The sequence below is a fragment of the Sphingobium xenophagum genome, assembly GCF_031457465.1.
Classification (GTDB): domain Bacteria; phylum Pseudomonadota; class Alphaproteobacteria; order Sphingomonadales; family Sphingomonadaceae; genus Sphingobium; species Sphingobium xenophagum_A.
Genome location: NZ_JAVDWV010000019.1, coordinates 33,472 through 49,366, shown reverse-complemented (window position 1 = coordinate 49,366; position 15,895 = coordinate 33,472). Strand labels below are relative to the sequence as shown.

Below are 15,895 nucleotides of genomic sequence, written 5' to 3'. Positions count from 1 at the left end.
TTTGTCTAAAGGCCGAGGGCGGCCTTTGCGATGAGTGTGAGCTGAATTTCGCTGGTGCCGCCAAAGATCGACCAGGCGCGGGCGTTGAGGTAGCGGGCAGCCGCAATCTGCACCTGGGCCGACCCGACAGGGGCGGGCATGTCGGCGCTGTAAAAGGGGCGCCGGGCAGGCAGTTGAAGGCCGGCCATGCCAAAGGCATCGATCGCCAGCGCCTCGATACCCTGCCGGATTTCGGAAGCCAGCAGCTTGGTGATCAGGCTGCGCGGGTCAGGTGCGATGCCCTGCTCGATCTCCATCAGCGTCCGCAGCTCGGTCATCTCGAGCGCTTCCGCCTCCAGCTGGAGCCGGACGGCGCGGTCGGCCAGTTCGCCAGTCAGCGGCCCTGTCGATGCGCGCAACCGGGCAAGATCGGCCAGAAGCAGCGGCGCAAAACTGGACCCGCCCCGTTCATTCTCCAGGAGAAATTTGGCGATAGACCAGCCTTGCCCCTCTTCGCCGACACGCTCCGAAACCGGCACCCGCACTTCGTCGAGGAAGACCTCGTTCAACTCATGATCGCCCGATGCGCTGATGATGGGTTTTACCGTCACGCCCGGCAAGGTCATGTCGATCAGCAAAAAGCTGATGCCTTGCTGCGGTTTTATTTCGATATCGGTCCGGACCAGAGCAAACAGTCGGTCAGCATACTGGGCCTGCGTCGTCCAGATTTTGTGGCCCGACACGATATAATGGTCGCCGTCGCGCACAGCGCGCGTCCGCAGGCTGGCAAGGTCGGAGCCCGAACCTGGTTCAGAAAAGCCTTGAGCCCAGATATGCTCGCCCGTGCGCAGGCGTGGAAGATATTGGTCCTGCTGCGCCTGGGTGCCGAAAGTGTACAGCACCGGGCCAACGAGCTTCAGGCCCATGAAAGGCAGGACCGGAGCGCCCGCCTCCGCGCATTCCTTCTCGAAGATCCAGCGCTGGATCTGCGTCCAGCCGGGACCGCCTGCATGCTCCGGCCAGTGATAGACGAGCCATCCCCTGGCTTCCAGGATCGCCTGCCATTCGCGCGCGATATCGGGTTCGGCAAAGACACCCGATGTGAGCGCCGCGCCCCGACGGAGCTCTGGCGAGAGAGAATTCGCCAGAAATGCGCGAACCTCGTCACGGAATGCGCACTGTTGATCGGTAAGAGCCAAATCCATCGCTTCAGCGTTCCACGATTGCGACAGCAGATACGCCAGGCGCGCCATAGACATGGCTGTAGCCGAGGCGAAGCTTGCCCGGCACTTGCCGCGCGCCGGCCTGCCCGGTTAGTTGCACATAATTTTCATAGACCTGACGCAGGCCTGAGGCGCCGATCGGTTCGCCGCAAGCCAGACACCCGCCGTCGGTATTGACCGGCAAGCTGCCGTCAATCCGCGTGCGCCCCTCTTCGATCCACGCAGCCTGTTCGCCATCCGCGCAAAAACCGTTTTCGGCCATATGCATGATTTCGGCACCGGCTTCCGTGTCCTGAAGCTGCGCAATGTCGATATCCTCCGGCCCGACGCCCGCCATGGCAAAGGCCGCCTGCGATGCCACGCTGGTCGGTGATCCGCCGCGCTCCAGATCAAGCGCTGGCGAGAACACTTCAAACGATCCAGGGGGCCGCGTGCGAACGGCTGCTGCGCGCAGTCGTACTGCGGGCAGGCCAAGTTCGCGTGCTTTTCTACCGCTTGCCAGCAACAGCGCCACTGCGCCCTCTCCCGGCGAGCAGAACATGAATTTGGTGAGTGGATCGCTGACCATTTGCGAGTTCAGGATCGTGTCGATGTCGACGGCTTCGCGTCGCCAGGCATGATCGGCGAGAACGCCATTGGCGAAGGCCTTTTGGGCGATCGCGCCCAGCATATGCGAGGTGATGCCATAAAGGCTCATGTAGCGCTGGATCTTCATGGCGAAGAACTGCGTAGTCAGCATAAGCCCCGTCTCGCCGTACCAGTCCGGCAATCCCCAGTCCGCCGGCAGGGGGGAGAAGGAGCCGCGCGGATGCTTGTCGAAGCCCACGGCCAGCCCAAGATCGAACTCGCCGGACTTGATCGTGCTATAGGCGCCGAACATGGCGGAACCGCCGGTCGCGCACCCGTTGGCGACATTGATGAACGGGATGCCCGTCAGCCCCAGTTCCGACACCATCGTATCCGCATTCCCGGCGGCGTCCGATCCACCGAAGGCGAACTGAATATTGCGCCATGCAAGCCCCGCGCGGTCGAGCGCTTGCCTCACGGCGAACACACCCTGTTGAAGGCCCGAAAGGCCTGGCGTGCGTCCGAAAGGATGTATTCCCACACCGACGATGAAGACGTCCTCGCTCATGGCTGCGCGCCCTCATTTGGTGCGAAGCCAAAGCTGGCGCGCGGCGTGCCGTCTGTCAGTGTGAAGGGCAGCGGTACAACCCGCATCATCATGCCGATTTCCAGAGCGTCGAATGCCACATCGACCAGGCGACCCTCGACGATCAGTGCGCGATCCAGCTCGATATAGCCCACCCCATAGGGTTCAAAGGCTTCAGGGCCGGCATAGGGTGGCGATTTTGGACGAAAACGCTGAACGGTCCATGACCAAAGTCGGCCGGTTCTTGGCAGCACCACGCGGTCGTAGCGCGTGTCTTCCTTCGGCCGCGCCGGGAAACAGAGCCGGCCGGTCGCACGCTCACGGGATGCGAGTAGGGCAATGCCCTCGGCATGGGGACAGATCAGGTCATCGGCAATCGGAATGGGCATGGTTTCGGGCACGGCTTATCTCCTTCCAAAGATATAGCGCCCGACCGTTCGGTCGGCTTCTGACCAATGCGACAGCGGCTAGTTTATCATCCCCAGAAAGCCGAGCTGTGCCGCCTTGAACATCGTCTGATCGCGATTCACGGCATCAAGCTTTACCGATGCCGAACGGATATGGAATCGCACCGTCGTACGTTGCAGACCCAGAATGATTCCGATTTCCTCGTTGGTCTTTCCGGCTGCCGCCCAGCGCAGGCATTCCACTTCGCGCTTGGTCAACGATATGCTCCCCAGACCCGGCCGTGCCCGCGCCGTTACCTTGACATAGCTCTGCACGAACGCGCGTGCCAGCACGGCCAGTGTGTCCGCGGCGCGGAAATAGGCATCGGAAAGGTCATTGGTGTCCGGCTCGGGCGATAGGAAACTCGCCGCACCGATCTGACCGAACGGCAGGTGGATTGGAACCACGATCGCGGCCGCTGTCATCGCCCGGATCCGGAAATCGTGAAGATCGATGATGTTGAGCAGCGGGTTGGGCAGACGGGTGCGAAAGCCGTGCGCATTGCACCAGAATGGTTCGGCCTCCACCCGGCATGCGTGAACGATCGGAGAAGAAAGGGCCAGTTGAGGCACTTCCCACCAGCGCGATTCCGCGCCACGAAAGCCGAAAATTTCACTTGCAAGGACAGCGCCATTGCCGTCGCGCATCGGTTCGCGCGAGGCCACATTATGCGTGACCGCTGTGCGTAGCCCGCAAAGCTCTGTCACCGCATCGCGCAGCCGCTCCGCCGCCGGTCCTATGCCTCCAGATTCAGAAAAACGGACCGCGTCGATCAAAGCGCCAGACAGCATCGTGCAGGAGTGTTCTGTTGCGGACATGGTCAGCCGTTCTTGAGGCTCAGCCCCTCAAAAAAGGGCTGGCAGATGGCGTCGGCGACATCCTCGGGAGGCCTGCGCTTCGCGAGGGGAGGATACCATTTATAAGCCCAGTTGCACATGCCGAGGAAACCGAGTGTGGTAAGACCTGGGTCGCACTGCCGAAAATGGCCATTGGCTATCCCCTGTTCGATAATCCCGCGCATTCGCTGAAGGTAGGCGTTGCGCTGAGTCCGGATATGATCGCGCATCTCGCCTTCGAGATCTTCATAATGATCCATAAAGGCCCGGACATAACCCGGATGCTCGGCTATTTGCCGCAATATGTCGATACAAGCCGCGCGCAAGCGATCGAGCGGCTCATCCGAATCTCCTTCGCCATCCAGTCCGGCCAACAGAGCGCTCATATGCGCATCGTGCATTGCAAAGAGAATGGCGTTCTTGCTTGGGAAATAGTGATAAAGAGTGGGTTTGCCGAGGCCTACCTCGTCAGCGAGCATCTGCATTGACGCCTTGTGATATCCGACCCGGTCGAACAGCGCCGCGCAATGCCTCAATATGTCGTTGCGCTTTTCGTCATGCGCTTCGGTCGTCTGCCGCTTTTTTGCTGCTTGTCGCGCCATTGTCGACTCTGTTCCCTATGTCTGCGCCGGCCAGCCCGCGCCGACGCTTTTAATTCTGGTCATTGGATAGCCTGAATGGTGGCCGGATCACAACGGATGATGACCCAGCTTACGGAGTGGAGGGGCCCCACCTCTCCAAAAGGTAAGTCGACCGTCTGGTCGGTTCGTCTTAGGGATGACGGCTGGATCACAGAAATGCAAGCATAAGGAGACGAACAATGCAACTTGAGGGCAAGACAGCACTGGTAACCGGAGCCAGTTCGGGCTTGGGCCAGCATTTTGCTCGCCTGCTGGCGCGGGAAGGCGCAACGGTCGTGGCCGCGGCGCGTCGCGTCGACGCTCTTCGCGCTCTCTCTGCTGAAATTGAGCAGGCGGGCGGGGCATGCATCCCTGTCGTAATGGATGTGACCGATCCGGAATCGGTCGCGGCAGCCTTCGGCCAGATCGAACGGGATGTGGCGGGGGCGCTTTCGATCGTCGTCAACAATGCGGGCGTAGCGCATACCCGCGCGGCGCTTGATCTCGACCCGGACGAATGGGCGCAAGTAATTCAGCCCAATCTGACTGGTGCCTTCCTCGTGGCCCAGCAAGCGGCCCGCCGGATGCAGGGCAAGGGCGGCACAATCGTCAACGTGGCCTCGATCCTTGGGGAGCGCGTATCCAAGGGTCTGGCAGCCTATGCCGCCAGCAAGGCCGGCCTCATCCAGTTGACGAAGGTGCTGGCGCTGGAATGGGCACCGATCAACATCCAGGTCAATGCGCTTGCGCCCGGCTATATCGAAACGGACCTCAATCGGGACTTTTTCGCGTCCGACGCAGGCCAGCGTCTCGTCTCGCGCATCCCGCAAAAGCGACTTGGCCAGATGTCAGACCTTGACGGACCGCTCCTTCTGCTATGCTCCGGCCAGTCGCGCTACATGACAGGCGCAGTCATCGCGGTGGATGGCGGGCACCTTGTCAGCGGTCTTTGAGCGCCTTTCGCTACGCCGCGGCCATCGCGGTCGCGCCGATGACCCATGCAGACAGGCCGGCGGCTGGCACAGCGCAGATCACCGCTTCCGCTACAGCTTCCTCACTTGCACCGGCAGTGCGCGCACCTTTCATGTGGACGGACGCCCAGGAACTATAGTCGGCGACAAGAACGGTAACGAGCAGAAGCTCTGCATATATTGGTCCCAGCGCTGTGCCTGCCAGAGTGCCCTCGCGCATCAGATAATAGGCGTCGGCACCAAGGGGCTTGACCTCCAGCAACTTGCCCAATGAAGGCGGCATTGTGCCGAAATATTGCAGGAAATTGGCCTCCGCAGCGCCCTCTTCCACGATCATGTCATCGTCGGGCCAGTCGGGGTCGGTCGCTTGCGGATAAATCTCCCTGAAAAGATCATGGAAACGCAGCGACGCGCCCTCGCCGCGTACGCTGGCCAGGATCGCGATCGCGGCGCCGGCTTCGGCTTCGGTGAGACCAGCCGCCCGTGCCGCCGCCAGTTCCCGCGCCGCAAGCTCCCTATATCCCTTCACCGTGGCTGCGCAGGCGACAAACAATCGCTTCATCCTCGCCGGGACGGCGCCATCGGTATCGATGATCGCACGCCAGCGGCGAAATCCCGCGACCGTCTTCGGGGCGTCGCGGCGCAGGCGGCCGAGACTGGCGAGCGGGGGCAGAAAATCAGACATCGGCTCTCCGATAAATATGCAGACCGTCCGGTCGGTTGAACATGGCTATGCCGCTTCGCGCACAGGGTCAACTGTCCGATATGGAGTTGACGTCCGACCGGACGGTCGATTATATCGCACCCTATAACGGACTGATCCAATCCGGCCGACGCGAGAGGAGTAGGCTCCCGATGAGAGACTTCAAGGGCCGAACGGCAGTCATTACCGGCGCGGGCAGCGGTATCGGCGCGGCGCTTGCGCATCTGGCTGCGCGGGAAGGCATGAACCTTGTCCTTGCCGACATCAATCTTGCCGACCTTGAAGCGGTGGCGGCCGCCATCGACAGTCCGGCAATCGCGCTCCACAGGACCGACGTGGCTGATCCGGAGGCGGTACAGGCTCTGGCCGACGGCGCATGGTCCCGCTTTGGCGAGGTGTCCTTGCTGTGCAACAATGCTGGCGTCGTGCCCGGCGGCCGTCACCGCCCGGTCTGGGACTATGCGCCGGAAGACTGGCGTTGGGCCTTTGGCGTCAACATGGACGGGGTGGTCAACGGCATTCGCAGTTTCGTGCCCAGGATGCTGGCCGAGGGACGGCCGGGGCATATCCTCAATACTGCATCCGTCGCCGGTTTCGTAAGTGGCGAGGGCTCTGCCGTCTATGGTGCGTCGAAACATGCCGCCGTGCGCATTACCGAAGCTCTTTATGCCGGCCTGCGAGCGCGCAATGCGCCGATCGGTGTCACCATGCTGTGTCCGGGCCTGGTCGCGACGCGCATTTACGAGGCCGAACGATCACGGCCCGCCCACTTGCAATCTCCCTTCGGACAACCGGCGGAAGCTCCGGAGTTCCAAGCGATTTCCGACAATCTGTTTCAGAACGCTCCGTCGCCCGAAGAGGTGGCCGCCCAGGCATTCGATGGCATCCGCAAGGATCAGTTCTATGTTTTCACCTCGGCGCGGTACGACGGAGCGATCGCACAAAGGGCACAAGCCATTGTGAATCGCGAAAATCCCCAATTCGACAGTCTGATGGCCCTCAGCGAAGGCAAGGCTGATCTGGACAAGGAAAAGATATGAACAGGCTGGACGCGCGAATTGCGCTGATTACCGGCGCTGCCTCCGGCATCGGACTCGCCACGGCCCGGCGTTTCGCGGAGGAGGGCGCAAAAGTCGTGATGGCGGACCGCAATGAAGTCGCCTTGTCGAACGCATGCACATCCCTGCGCGGCAGCGGGCATGAGGCGGTGACGATGGACGTCACCGATGAACAGGCATGGACCGCACTGGCAGATCGGATCGACGCCCGGTTCGGGAAGCTAGACATTCTCGTGAACAACGCCGGCTTCGGCAAGTTCGCGTCCATCACCGACACGACGTTGGCGCAATGGCGATCGATCCTAGCTGTCAATCTGGACAGCGTATTCCTGGGGACCAAATATATGCTGCCTTTGCTCGCTGCCTCCGGCCGGGGCGTGATCGTCAACATGTCCTCCATTCGCGGCATCGTGGCTGGAGCCGGCGCCGGCTCGTACAGCGCCGCGAAGGGAGGCGTTCGGATGTTTACCAAGGCAACCGCGCTTGAATGTGCTGCGGCGGGCAATGGGGTACGCGCAAATTCCATTCATCCCGGCCACATCGCAACGCCGCTGACCGCCCCTGCCCATGCCGATGCGGACGTCGCCAGAACCCTGCTGGCGGACGTCCCCCTTGGCCGGATCGGACAAGCAGAGGAGATCGCCGATGGCATCCTGTTTCTGGCAAGTGACGAATCCCGTTACATGACGGGTGCCGAACTCGTGATCGACGGGGGGAGCACCGCGCAATGACCGATCGAGCCACCGCCATCGCATCGAAGGTCGAAGCCTTTGTGCGCAGCGAGGTGATCCCATATGAAAGGGACAGTCGCCTTGGTTTCCATGGCCCGCAGGATGCACTCGTCCAGGAACTGCGCACCAAGGCGCGCGAGGCGGGGGTCCTTACCCCGCATATCCTGAACGACGGATCGCATCTGACGCAGCGGGAAACCGCTATTGTCCTCGTCAAGACAGGGCTGTCGCCACTCGGTCCGCTGGCGTGCAACACGGCTGCGCCTGACGAAGGTAATATGTATCTGCTCGGGAAGGTTGGCAGTGCCGCGCAGAAGGCACGATTCCTCGACCCGCTGGTGAAAGGTCAGGCGCGTTCCGCCTTCTTCATGACCGAACCAGCCGAAACGGGCGGTGCGGGGTCCGATCCGTCGATGATGCAGACGACCTGCCACCTCGACGGCAACCACTGGGTTATTAATGGCCGCAAGAAATTCATCACCGGGGCCGAAGGCGCGCGCGTGGGCATTGTCATGGCCCGATCCGACGAGGGCGCATGCATGTTCCTCGTCGACCTGCCTGACCCTGCCATCCGTACAGTGCGCGTGATCGACACGATCGACAGTTCGATGCCCGGCGGACATGCGGAAATCGATCTTGTCGACCTGCGTGTTCCGGCCGACCAGATGCTTGGCGCAAGCGGTGAGGGCTTTGCCTATGCGCAAATCCGTCTCAGCCCCGCGCGGCTGTCCCACTGCATGCGCTGGCTCGGCCTTGCCATGCGCGCGCATGACATCGCCACCGACTATGCCTGCCGCCGCAACGCCTTTGGCAAACCGCTTGTCGATCATGAAGGCGTCGGGTTCATGCTGGCGGACAACATCATTGATCTGAAGCAGGCGGAACTCATGATCGACTGGTGTGCTGGCGTGCTCGACACGGGATCGCTCGGCACCGCCGAAAGCTCGATGGCCAAGGTCGCGGTGTCGGACGCCCTGTTCCGCGTCGCTGACCGGTGCGTTCAGGTGATGGGCGGCACTGGTGTTTCTGGCGACACCATCGTCGAGCAGGCGTTCCGGGAAATCCGTGCTTTCCGCATTTATGACGGTCCAACCGAGGTCCATAAATGGAGCCTGGCCAAAAGGATAAAGCGCGACTGGAAGGGAGGGCAGGCATGATCGCCAGACTCTATGGGCCTGCGGTGCGATCGTTGCTGGTTCTCCTGCCGCTCCTGACATCGACGGCAGGGCAGGGCCAGGCTGGGAATTTCGCCGCGCCCGAAGCCCCCGCCACGCAATCGGGCTATGGCGACGATCTGCTTCCCAGGGACGAGAAAGATCGCGCCACGCTGCTTCGCACCATCGCGTTCGACGCGACTGTCTATGGCATGGCGGCTTATCTGCACTATGAGCAGCTCCATCGACAGGTGTTCGATCGCAGTTCAGACAATTACACCGGCTTCAACCGCTTTGCGCATGACCGCAATCTGGCCGGGCCGGACTATGCCACTTTCAAGGTGCCCAATACCGATACGCTTTATTCGACCGCCTGGATCGACCTCAGCAAGGGGCCGGTCGAAATCGATATCCCGGCGACGCCGCTCAAATATTTCACGCTCAACATCTTCGACATCTTCGGCAATCCCAGTAATCTGAGCAACAGGACGATTGGTTTTAAGGGCGGTCGCTTTCTGCTGGTCCCGCGTGACTGGAGCGGAACCCCGCCCGAGGGCGTCAGGGTCTATCGGGCGAACACGACCCAGCTCTGGATTCTCATGCGCGCCTTCGCCCAGTCTGACAGCGATGTAAGGATAGCGCGCGCCTTTCAGGATGCGGTCAGGGTCATCGCGCCGGAAGGCCAGGGAACGGCGCATGGTCATGGCGCGCCGCCGCCGCCCGCGCCCGGTGCCATCGGCTATCTTCGGGCGCTCGACTATGTGCTTCGGGCCAATGGCTGGCAGACCGGTGAAGAGGCGCTCGTGGCACGGTTCCGGCCGCTCGGCATAATGGGCGACAAGCCATTTGATCCCGATGCCCTGAGCCCTGTCGCGCGCGCGGCGGTCGAAATCGGCTATGCCGACGCGCTGGCCATGCTCACCCGTGCCAAGTCGCAACTGGGCGAACCTACCGGCACCGGCTGGATGAAGGTCAACAAGGGCGTCTATGGCTTCAACTATGTGCGCCGGTCCGTCATCAACATTGCGGGACTCGGCGCAAATGTGCGGGAGGAAAATGCCTCCTACACGTCCTTCGTCGATGGCAAGGGCGCGGCGCTGGACGGCGCGTCGTCCCGCTACATGCTCCGGCTGCAAACGCCCCCGCCCGTCAACAGTTTCTGGTCCGTCACGCTCTACGACGCCAAAACGTTCGCTCTCTATCCCAATCCCTTGAACCGCTATCTGGTGAGCGACCGGACCAAAGGGTTGAAGGTGCAGAAGGACAGGTCGATCGACATTCGTATCCAGCACGAAGCCCCGGCCGGCGGGAATTGGCTGCCCGCTCCGGCGGGGCCATTTTTCGTCGTCATTCGCGCCTACGGGCCAAAGCCAGAGATGCTCGACGGCCAATGGCTGCCGCCCGCCATTTCGGAAGAGCAGGACACGCGATGAGCACTTTGGTCGATGCCAACAGCGGCAGCGCCGCCGTCCGTCCCGGTTACGAACTGGATATGGGGGCGCTGGATGTCTGGATGCGCGCCAACGTGGCCGATTATGCGGGGCCGCTCAGCGTTGAGCAATTCAAGGGCGGCCAGTCCAATCCTACCTACAAACTGATCACGCCCGGCAAGACCTATGTCCTGCGTAAGCAGCCGCCCGGCCCCTTGCTCAAGAGCGCGCACGCGCTCGACCGGGAAGCCAAAGTGCTGACCGGCCTTGCGCGCGCGGGCTTTCCTGTCGCCGCCGTCCATGGTCTGTGCACCGATCCCGCCATCATCGGCACCATCTTTTACGTCATGGACATGGTGGAAGGCCGTATCTTCTGGAACGCCGCGATCCCGGCCGTCTCAGCCCCCGAACGCGCCGCGCTCTTCGACGCGATGAACGCGACAGTCGCAGACCTGCACAGCATAGATCATGTCGCGGTCGGCCTTGCTGACTATGGCCGACCCGGCAATTATTTCGAACGGCAGATCGCGCGCTGGTCTCGTCAATATGTGGAGGATGCAGACGCAGGACGCGATCCTTATATGGATCGTCTTGTGGAATGGCTCCCCGCGCATATCCCGCCGGGCGAGGAAACCAGCATCGTCCATGGCGACTTCCGCATCGACAACCTGATTTTCCATCCGACGGAGCCGCGCGTGCTGGCCGTGCTTGATTGGGAGCTTTCGACCCTGGGGCATCCGGGGGCCGACTTCGCCTATCATGCAATGATGTATCGCATGCCCCCGCACATCGTCGCCGGGCTTGGCGGGCATGATCCCGCCGCGCTCGGCATCGACGATGAAGCGGCCTATCTCGCCGCCTATTGCTCGCGCAGGGGTCTGGCGGACATGCCGGGTTACGACTTCTATGTCGCTTTCAACTTCTTTCGGCTCGCTGCCATCTTCCATGGCATCAAGGGCCGGGTGATCCGTGGCAACGCTTCGTCGGCTCAGGCACGCGAACGCATTGCAGTGCTGCCCGAACTCATGCGCCTCGCATGGGAGCAGGCGGAAAAGGCGGGTGCCGAATGAACGGTCCGGCCATCACGCTCGATATTCAGGACGGCGTTGCATGGCTTACGCTGGCCCGGCCCGAAAAGCGCAATTCGGTCGATCCGGCATTCGCATTACGCCTGTATGAACTGGCGGAGCAATGCGCGGCTGATCAGGACATTCGCTGCGTCGTCCTTACCGGAAGCGGCAAATTCTTTTGCGTCGGTGGCGACATCGACGCCTTCTCCGCTGCCGGAGAGGCTGCCGAAGCGGCGGTCGGTGCATTGGCCCGCAGTTTTCATGCGGGCATTTATCGGCTTGCCACGATGGAAAAGCCCTTCGTCACGGCGATCAACGGTCCTGCCGCCGGCGCTGGGCTCAGCCTGGCGATATTGGGGGATATCGCGCTCGCCGCCGCTTCCGCCCATTTCACCTCAGCCTACAGCGCTGTCGGACTGACGCCGGACGGCGGCGCATCATGGTGGCTACCACGGCTCATCGGCATGCGGCGGGCGCAGGAGATACTGTTTACCAACCGGCCGATCGGGGCAGAAGATGCGGCAGCCATCGGCCTTGTCACGCGCGTGGTCGCCGACGATGCACTGCGTGCCGAGGCGTCAGCCGTCGCGACGGCCCTCGCGAACGGACCAGTCCGTGCGCTCGCCCGATGCCGCGCCTTGCTGATGGAATCGGCGAACACCGACTTTCGCGTCCACCTGGATCGCGAGGCCGCGTCGATCGCCGAGTCCGCCGGTGCGGCTGAAGGCCGGGAGGGCGTCGCCGCTTTCCTGGCGAAGCGATCGCCGCAGTTTGCATAGCCGCGTGTCAATGGGCAAAGCCTGTCATAACTCCGATGAGCATTGTATCCGGTTCGATGGGTCTTCGCACTTGTCGTGAGACCCAAGCAGCTCAACTTTCCACCCAATCCGGATTACGGGACCGGTTCCACCATTCGTCGGGTGTCCCTGCGCGCGGGGACCGATCGGATCGACGGCCATCTCCTCGACAATTTTCATGAAATGCGCTGCTCCATCATGCACGACGCGTCAATCGTGACGGCTATCACGGGACAAAGCATCCGCATTCCCACTACGGTATGCCCTGGCGCGGTCGACCAGCTTCAATCCCTGGTCGGGATTCCTATCCGCACATCAATGCGCGATTTCTACGCCAAGGGGATTGCGCGCCATCATTGCACACATCTTCTGGATTTGGCAGTCATGGCCATTGGTCATGCTCAAAGCCCATCGACGGAGATGCTCTATCAAGCAGAGGTCCCTGACGAACTCGAGTTGCCCGTCCCTATCAGCATCTGGCGAAATGGTCGGCTCGTCTTTCGCTGGCTCGTCCGTCAGGGCGCAATTCTCGAACCGCAGGAGTTTCAAGGAAGGCCATTGGGAGCAGGTTTTGCCGCGTGGGCCAGTCTCGCTTTTGAGCGAGATCAACTTGAAGCCGCCACCATCCTGGCGCGAACCTGGCTCATAGCTATCGGTCGGCGCTATCGCCCTTCACAGGCCGCAGGTCGACCTGCTCGCGACAACCCCGAGATGATCGGGCGATGTTACGCCTACAGCGCCGGACTAGTGAAAACTGCAGTTATGACTGGAGCGAAGGAGGTTCATTTAAACCATCATCGGCGTAAAGCATAGGTATCTTTTGGAATTCAAGGTCATAGTTCGAACGCCTGCGGAGATCCTGGGAAGGTTCTGCAATTCAAGGCGAAACGGTGGCTTATCGCGATCTTGGTCTCAAAAGCCGACTATTAGGACTGCCCAACATTCCGGACGTTGAGAAGGCGGCAACCGCATCCTGTTCTATGTCCGCTTCCGGGGAATGGAAAAGCGACCGGGAAGGACGACAAAGGGTCGATTGACCCTCGACCTTTTCATCAGGACCGGCGATATCGCCTTATGGCATCCGATCGTAAAACCGTTGAATTCCTTGTTGAGCAGATGGCAGGCGGCGGCACCGTTTCAACCAAGGAGATGTTTGGCGAATTCGGCATTTATTGCGATGGAAAAATGGTCGCACTGGTGTGCGACGACCAGCTATTCGTGAAGCCCACGGTTGGAGGGCGGGCATTCGCTGCCGGTGCGGAAGAAGCCCCTCCATATCCCGGTGCAAAGCCCTGTATCCTGATCGAAGCGGACAAGTGGGATGACCGTGAGTGGCTTGCCGAGATCATTCGTATAACATCCCAGGAATTGCCTGCTCCCAAGGTCAGGGCCAAGCGCAAATCCGGTTGATGCAACGCTTGGCAGAAGCCCGTGTTCGTTAAACAACTGTCCGCTTTTGGAACGTGCAGGTGGATCGTTGGGTATCCGGTAAGGTTCGATGATTGCCCTACTCCGCCACCATCGCCCGCTGGATTAATCGAGTGATGTCGGTGCCAGCAACAATTTGCAAAACTGACACCGTTGCAGAACGACGCATTCCAAGGCATGATCGGGAACGTGGCGGGCAGGCCCAGTGTAGGGCATGCCAAGTGATTGTCTTTTCATTGATCGCCGGGTTTCGGCGAGATCGATCTCAAAACGAAAGCCTCCCGTTCCGCCGGGTAGCTTTAGCGCTCCGGCGGGACGAGCCGGACCCAAATCATCTTGCAATCTGCTGTAAACGGATTCACGATGGCGACCGGTAGCCGTCAGCAGCGAAAGAAGTCGTCCCGGCCTGATGAGCCGGTGCTCAGCCTTGCATTTTCTGGCAGCAGCCCCGATCCGCGTCTAGTCAAGCTGGTTCGCCTGCTTGCTCGTCGTGCCGCGCGGAAGGCCTATCTGGAGATGCTGGAGGAGCGTCGCACGACCCGCTCCTGAAAAGAGGAGTTCCGTTCCGTGAAGGTTGCATTGTACGCCCGCTATTCTTCCGACAATCAACGTGACGCCTCCATTGCCGACCAGTTGCGCATCTGTCGCCTGCATGCCGAAAAGCAGGGCTGGCAGATTGTCGAGGAATATACCGATCATGCCATTTCGGGCGCTTCGCTGCTGCGCCCGGGCATTCAGGCGCTGATCGCAGACGCCAGTCGCGGCCGCTTCAACTTTGTGCTGGCCGAAGCCATGGATCGCCTGTCGCGCGATCAGGAGGATATTGCCGGGCTGTTCAAGCGGATGGCCTATGGTGACGTGAAGATGGTCACCCTGTCGGAAGGCGAGATCACCCATCTGCATATCGGCCTCAAGGGTACGATGAACGCCCTTTTTCTCAAGGATCTCGCCGACAAGACACGACGGGGCCTGCGCGGCCGGGTCGAGAAAGGCAAATCGGGCGGTGGTAACAGCTATGGCTATGACATCGTCAAAAGACTCGACGCCAACGGCGAACTGATCCGCGGCGACCGCTCCATCAATGACGCACAGGCAAGCGTGATCCAGCGCATCTTCCGCGACTATGTCGCTGGCAAATCGGCCAAGCGGATAGCAACCGAGCTGAACAAAGAAGGTATCGAGGCACCGACCGGCGGCACCTGGGGCTTTAGCACCATAAATGGCAATCCCAAGCGCGGCACCGGCATCCTTAACAATGAGCTTTATATCGGCAAGCTGGTCTGGAACCGGCAACGCTTTATCAAGGATCCTGATACAGGAAAACGACAAGCGCGCCCCAACCCAGAATCCGAATGGATCGTCCAGGCGGTGCCTGAAATGCGTGTCATCGACGATGCATTATGGCAGGCGGCCAAAGAACGGCAAAAATCCTGCCAGATCGTGCGATCGGATAGTTCTACCACGCAATTATGGGAACGCCGGCGCCAGAAATATCTCCTGTCCGGCGTGCTGCAATGCAGTTGCTGCGGCGGTGCCTACACGATGATTTCGGCAGCGATGATGGGGTGCGCGGCTGCTAGGAATAAAGGCACCTGTGACAACCGCCTCAATATCCGACGCGATCGGTTGGAGGAACGCGTGCTTCATGCGTTGCGCCATCATCTGATGAACCCGACCCTGTTCGCAGAATTTTGTGACGAGTTCACCAGGGAGATGAACCGCATGAGGGGGGGCGCTGGCGCTGCTATCGCGGCGGCGCGGGCAGAGATTGGCAAAATTGACCGTGATCTCGACATGCTGGTGAACCTGATTCTGCGGGGCGGTGCCGCAGACAAGATCAACGCCAAGATGGTTGGATTGGAAACGCGCAAGAAGGAACTTGAACGAGGCCTCGCGCAGGCCCAGGAGCCTCCTCCCCTGCTCCATCCAAACATGGCGCACCATTATCGGGCGCAGCTTGATAATCTCTATCAGGCCCTGGAGCATGACGACGAGAACAAGCGCTTCGAGGCGGCTGAGATTATCCGTTCGCTCATCGACGCGATCATTCTTGTTCCCGAAGACGACGAGCTAAAGATCGACGTGCGCGGCGATCTGGCGGGCATCCTCACGATTGCGGTAGAACGCAAAAAACCCGCCTCAAGGGCGGGTATTTCGAAGGCTGCGATCCCCGGTGGGGTATCGCAATTTCAGATGGTTGCGGGAGTAGGACCCTTAGGTCAACTACCACCTTTGATAACCCTATGATTTATAAAACCATTTTTAGATTTCAGATATCAAGCACCCCCTTATGTA

18 protein-coding genes are annotated in these 15,895 nt (G+C 60.9%); 11 read left to right on the top strand and 7 right to left on the bottom strand.

Annotated elements, in window-relative coordinates:
- Positions 1-5: 5 nt before the first annotated feature.
- The 5 genes from J2W40_RS17635 to J2W40_RS17615 all read right to left on the bottom strand — a co-directional run bounded on the left by J2W40_RS17635 (position 6) and on the right by J2W40_RS17615 (position 4,240).
- Positions 6-1,184, bottom strand: a complete 1,179-nt coding sequence (locus tag J2W40_RS17635; RefSeq protein WP_310227288.1) for an acyl-CoA dehydrogenase family protein — start codon at positions 1,182-1,184, stop codon at positions 6-8.
- Positions 1,185-1,188: 4 nt separating this feature from the next.
- Positions 1,189-2,337, bottom strand: a complete 1,149-nt coding sequence (locus tag J2W40_RS17630; protein WP_310227254.1) for a thiolase family protein — start codon at positions 2,335-2,337, stop codon at positions 1,189-1,191.
- Positions 2,334-2,756 (bottom strand): Zn-ribbon domain-containing OB-fold protein, encoded by a 423-nt coding sequence (locus tag J2W40_RS17625; RefSeq protein ID WP_310227252.1) that lies wholly within the window; start codon positions 2,754-2,756, stop codon positions 2,334-2,336. The genes J2W40_RS17630 and J2W40_RS17625 overlap by 4 nt, the downstream gene beginning before the upstream one ends.
- A 66-nt stretch (positions 2,757-2,822) precedes the next feature.
- Positions 2,823-3,620, bottom strand: a complete 798-nt coding sequence (locus J2W40_RS17620; protein WP_310227250.1) for a helix-turn-helix transcriptional regulator — start codon at positions 3,618-3,620, stop codon at positions 2,823-2,825.
- A gap of 2 nt (positions 3,621-3,622) precedes the next feature.
- Positions 3,623-4,240, bottom strand: coding sequence for a TetR/AcrR family transcriptional regulator (locus J2W40_RS17615; RefSeq protein ID WP_310227248.1), 618 nt, complete (start codon positions 4,238-4,240; stop codon positions 3,623-3,625).
- 218 nt (positions 4,241-4,458) lie between these two features.
- Between J2W40_RS17615 and J2W40_RS17610 the strand changes: the two genes are divergently transcribed.
- Complete coding sequence (locus J2W40_RS17610) at positions 4,459-5,211, top strand: SDR family NAD(P)-dependent oxidoreductase (RefSeq protein WP_310227246.1); 753 nt, start codon at positions 4,459-4,461, stop codon at positions 5,209-5,211.
- 10 nt (positions 5,212-5,221) lie between these two features.
- Here J2W40_RS17610 and J2W40_RS17605 read toward each other — a convergent pair whose 3' ends face one another.
- Positions 5,222-5,914 (bottom strand): carboxymuconolactone decarboxylase family protein, encoded by a 693-nt coding sequence (locus J2W40_RS17605; protein WP_310227244.1) that lies wholly within the window; start codon positions 5,912-5,914, stop codon positions 5,222-5,224.
- Between the two features lie 170 nt (positions 5,915-6,084).
- On the opposite strand from J2W40_RS17605, the gene J2W40_RS17600 reads away from it, so the two are divergent.
- The 9 genes from J2W40_RS17600 to J2W40_RS17560 all read left to right on the top strand — a co-directional run bounded on the left by J2W40_RS17600 (position 6,085) and on the right by J2W40_RS17560 (position 14,149).
- Positions 6,085-6,972, top strand: coding sequence for an SDR family NAD(P)-dependent oxidoreductase (locus J2W40_RS17600; protein ID WP_310227242.1), 888 nt, complete (start codon positions 6,085-6,087; stop codon positions 6,970-6,972).
- Positions 6,969-7,721, top strand: coding sequence for an SDR family NAD(P)-dependent oxidoreductase (locus J2W40_RS17595; RefSeq protein ID WP_310227240.1), 753 nt, complete (start codon positions 6,969-6,971; stop codon positions 7,719-7,721). Before J2W40_RS17600 ends, J2W40_RS17595 begins: the two co-directional genes overlap by 4 nt.
- Complete coding sequence (locus J2W40_RS17590; protein WP_310227238.1) at positions 7,718-8,878, top strand: acyl-CoA dehydrogenase family protein; 1,161 nt, start codon at positions 7,718-7,720, stop codon at positions 8,876-8,878. The genes J2W40_RS17595 and J2W40_RS17590 overlap by 4 nt, the downstream gene beginning before the upstream one ends.
- The gene (locus J2W40_RS17585; protein WP_310227236.1) at positions 8,875-10,308 is read left to right on the top strand and encodes a DUF1254 domain-containing protein; all 1,434 of its coding nucleotides are present in this window, start codon (positions 8,875-8,877) and stop codon (positions 10,306-10,308) included. Before J2W40_RS17590 ends, J2W40_RS17585 begins: the two co-directional genes overlap by 4 nt.
- Positions 10,305-11,375, top strand: coding sequence for a phosphotransferase (locus J2W40_RS17580; RefSeq protein WP_310227234.1), 1,071 nt, complete (start codon positions 10,305-10,307; stop codon positions 11,373-11,375). Before J2W40_RS17585 ends, J2W40_RS17580 begins: the two co-directional genes overlap by 4 nt.
- Positions 11,372-12,154 (top strand): enoyl-CoA hydratase/isomerase family protein, encoded by a 783-nt coding sequence (locus tag J2W40_RS17575; protein WP_310227232.1) that lies wholly within the window; start codon positions 11,372-11,374, stop codon positions 12,152-12,154. Before J2W40_RS17580 ends, J2W40_RS17575 begins: the two co-directional genes overlap by 4 nt.
- 75 nt (positions 12,155-12,229) lie before the next feature.
- A complete protein-coding gene (locus tag J2W40_RS17570; RefSeq protein WP_310227231.1) occupies positions 12,230-12,985 on the top strand; it encodes a DUF2889 domain-containing protein in 756 nt (251 codons plus the stop codon).
- Positions 12,986-13,246: 261 nt separating this feature from the next.
- The gene (locus J2W40_RS17565; RefSeq protein ID WP_310227229.1) at positions 13,247-13,582 is read left to right on the top strand and encodes a TfoX/Sxy family protein; all 336 of its coding nucleotides are present in this window, start codon (positions 13,247-13,249) and stop codon (positions 13,580-13,582) included.
- Between the two features lie 381 nt (positions 13,583-13,963).
- Positions 13,964-14,149 (top strand): hypothetical protein, encoded by a 186-nt coding sequence (locus tag J2W40_RS17560; protein ID WP_310227228.1) that lies wholly within the window; start codon positions 13,964-13,966, stop codon positions 14,147-14,149.
- Here the strand turns inward: J2W40_RS17560 and J2W40_RS17555 are convergent.
- A complete protein-coding gene (locus tag J2W40_RS17555) occupies positions 14,060-14,299 on the bottom strand; it encodes a hypothetical protein (RefSeq protein WP_310227290.1) in 240 nt (79 codons plus the stop codon). The two genes, J2W40_RS17560 and J2W40_RS17555, sit on opposite strands and share 90 nt — an antisense overlap.
- Between J2W40_RS17555 and J2W40_RS17550 the strand changes: the two genes are divergently transcribed.
- Positions 14,222-15,847, top strand: coding sequence for a recombinase family protein (locus J2W40_RS17550; protein WP_310227287.1), 1,626 nt, complete (start codon positions 14,222-14,224; stop codon positions 15,845-15,847). The two genes, J2W40_RS17555 and J2W40_RS17550, sit on opposite strands and share 78 nt — an antisense overlap.
- Positions 15,848-15,895: the final 48 nt, after the last annotated feature.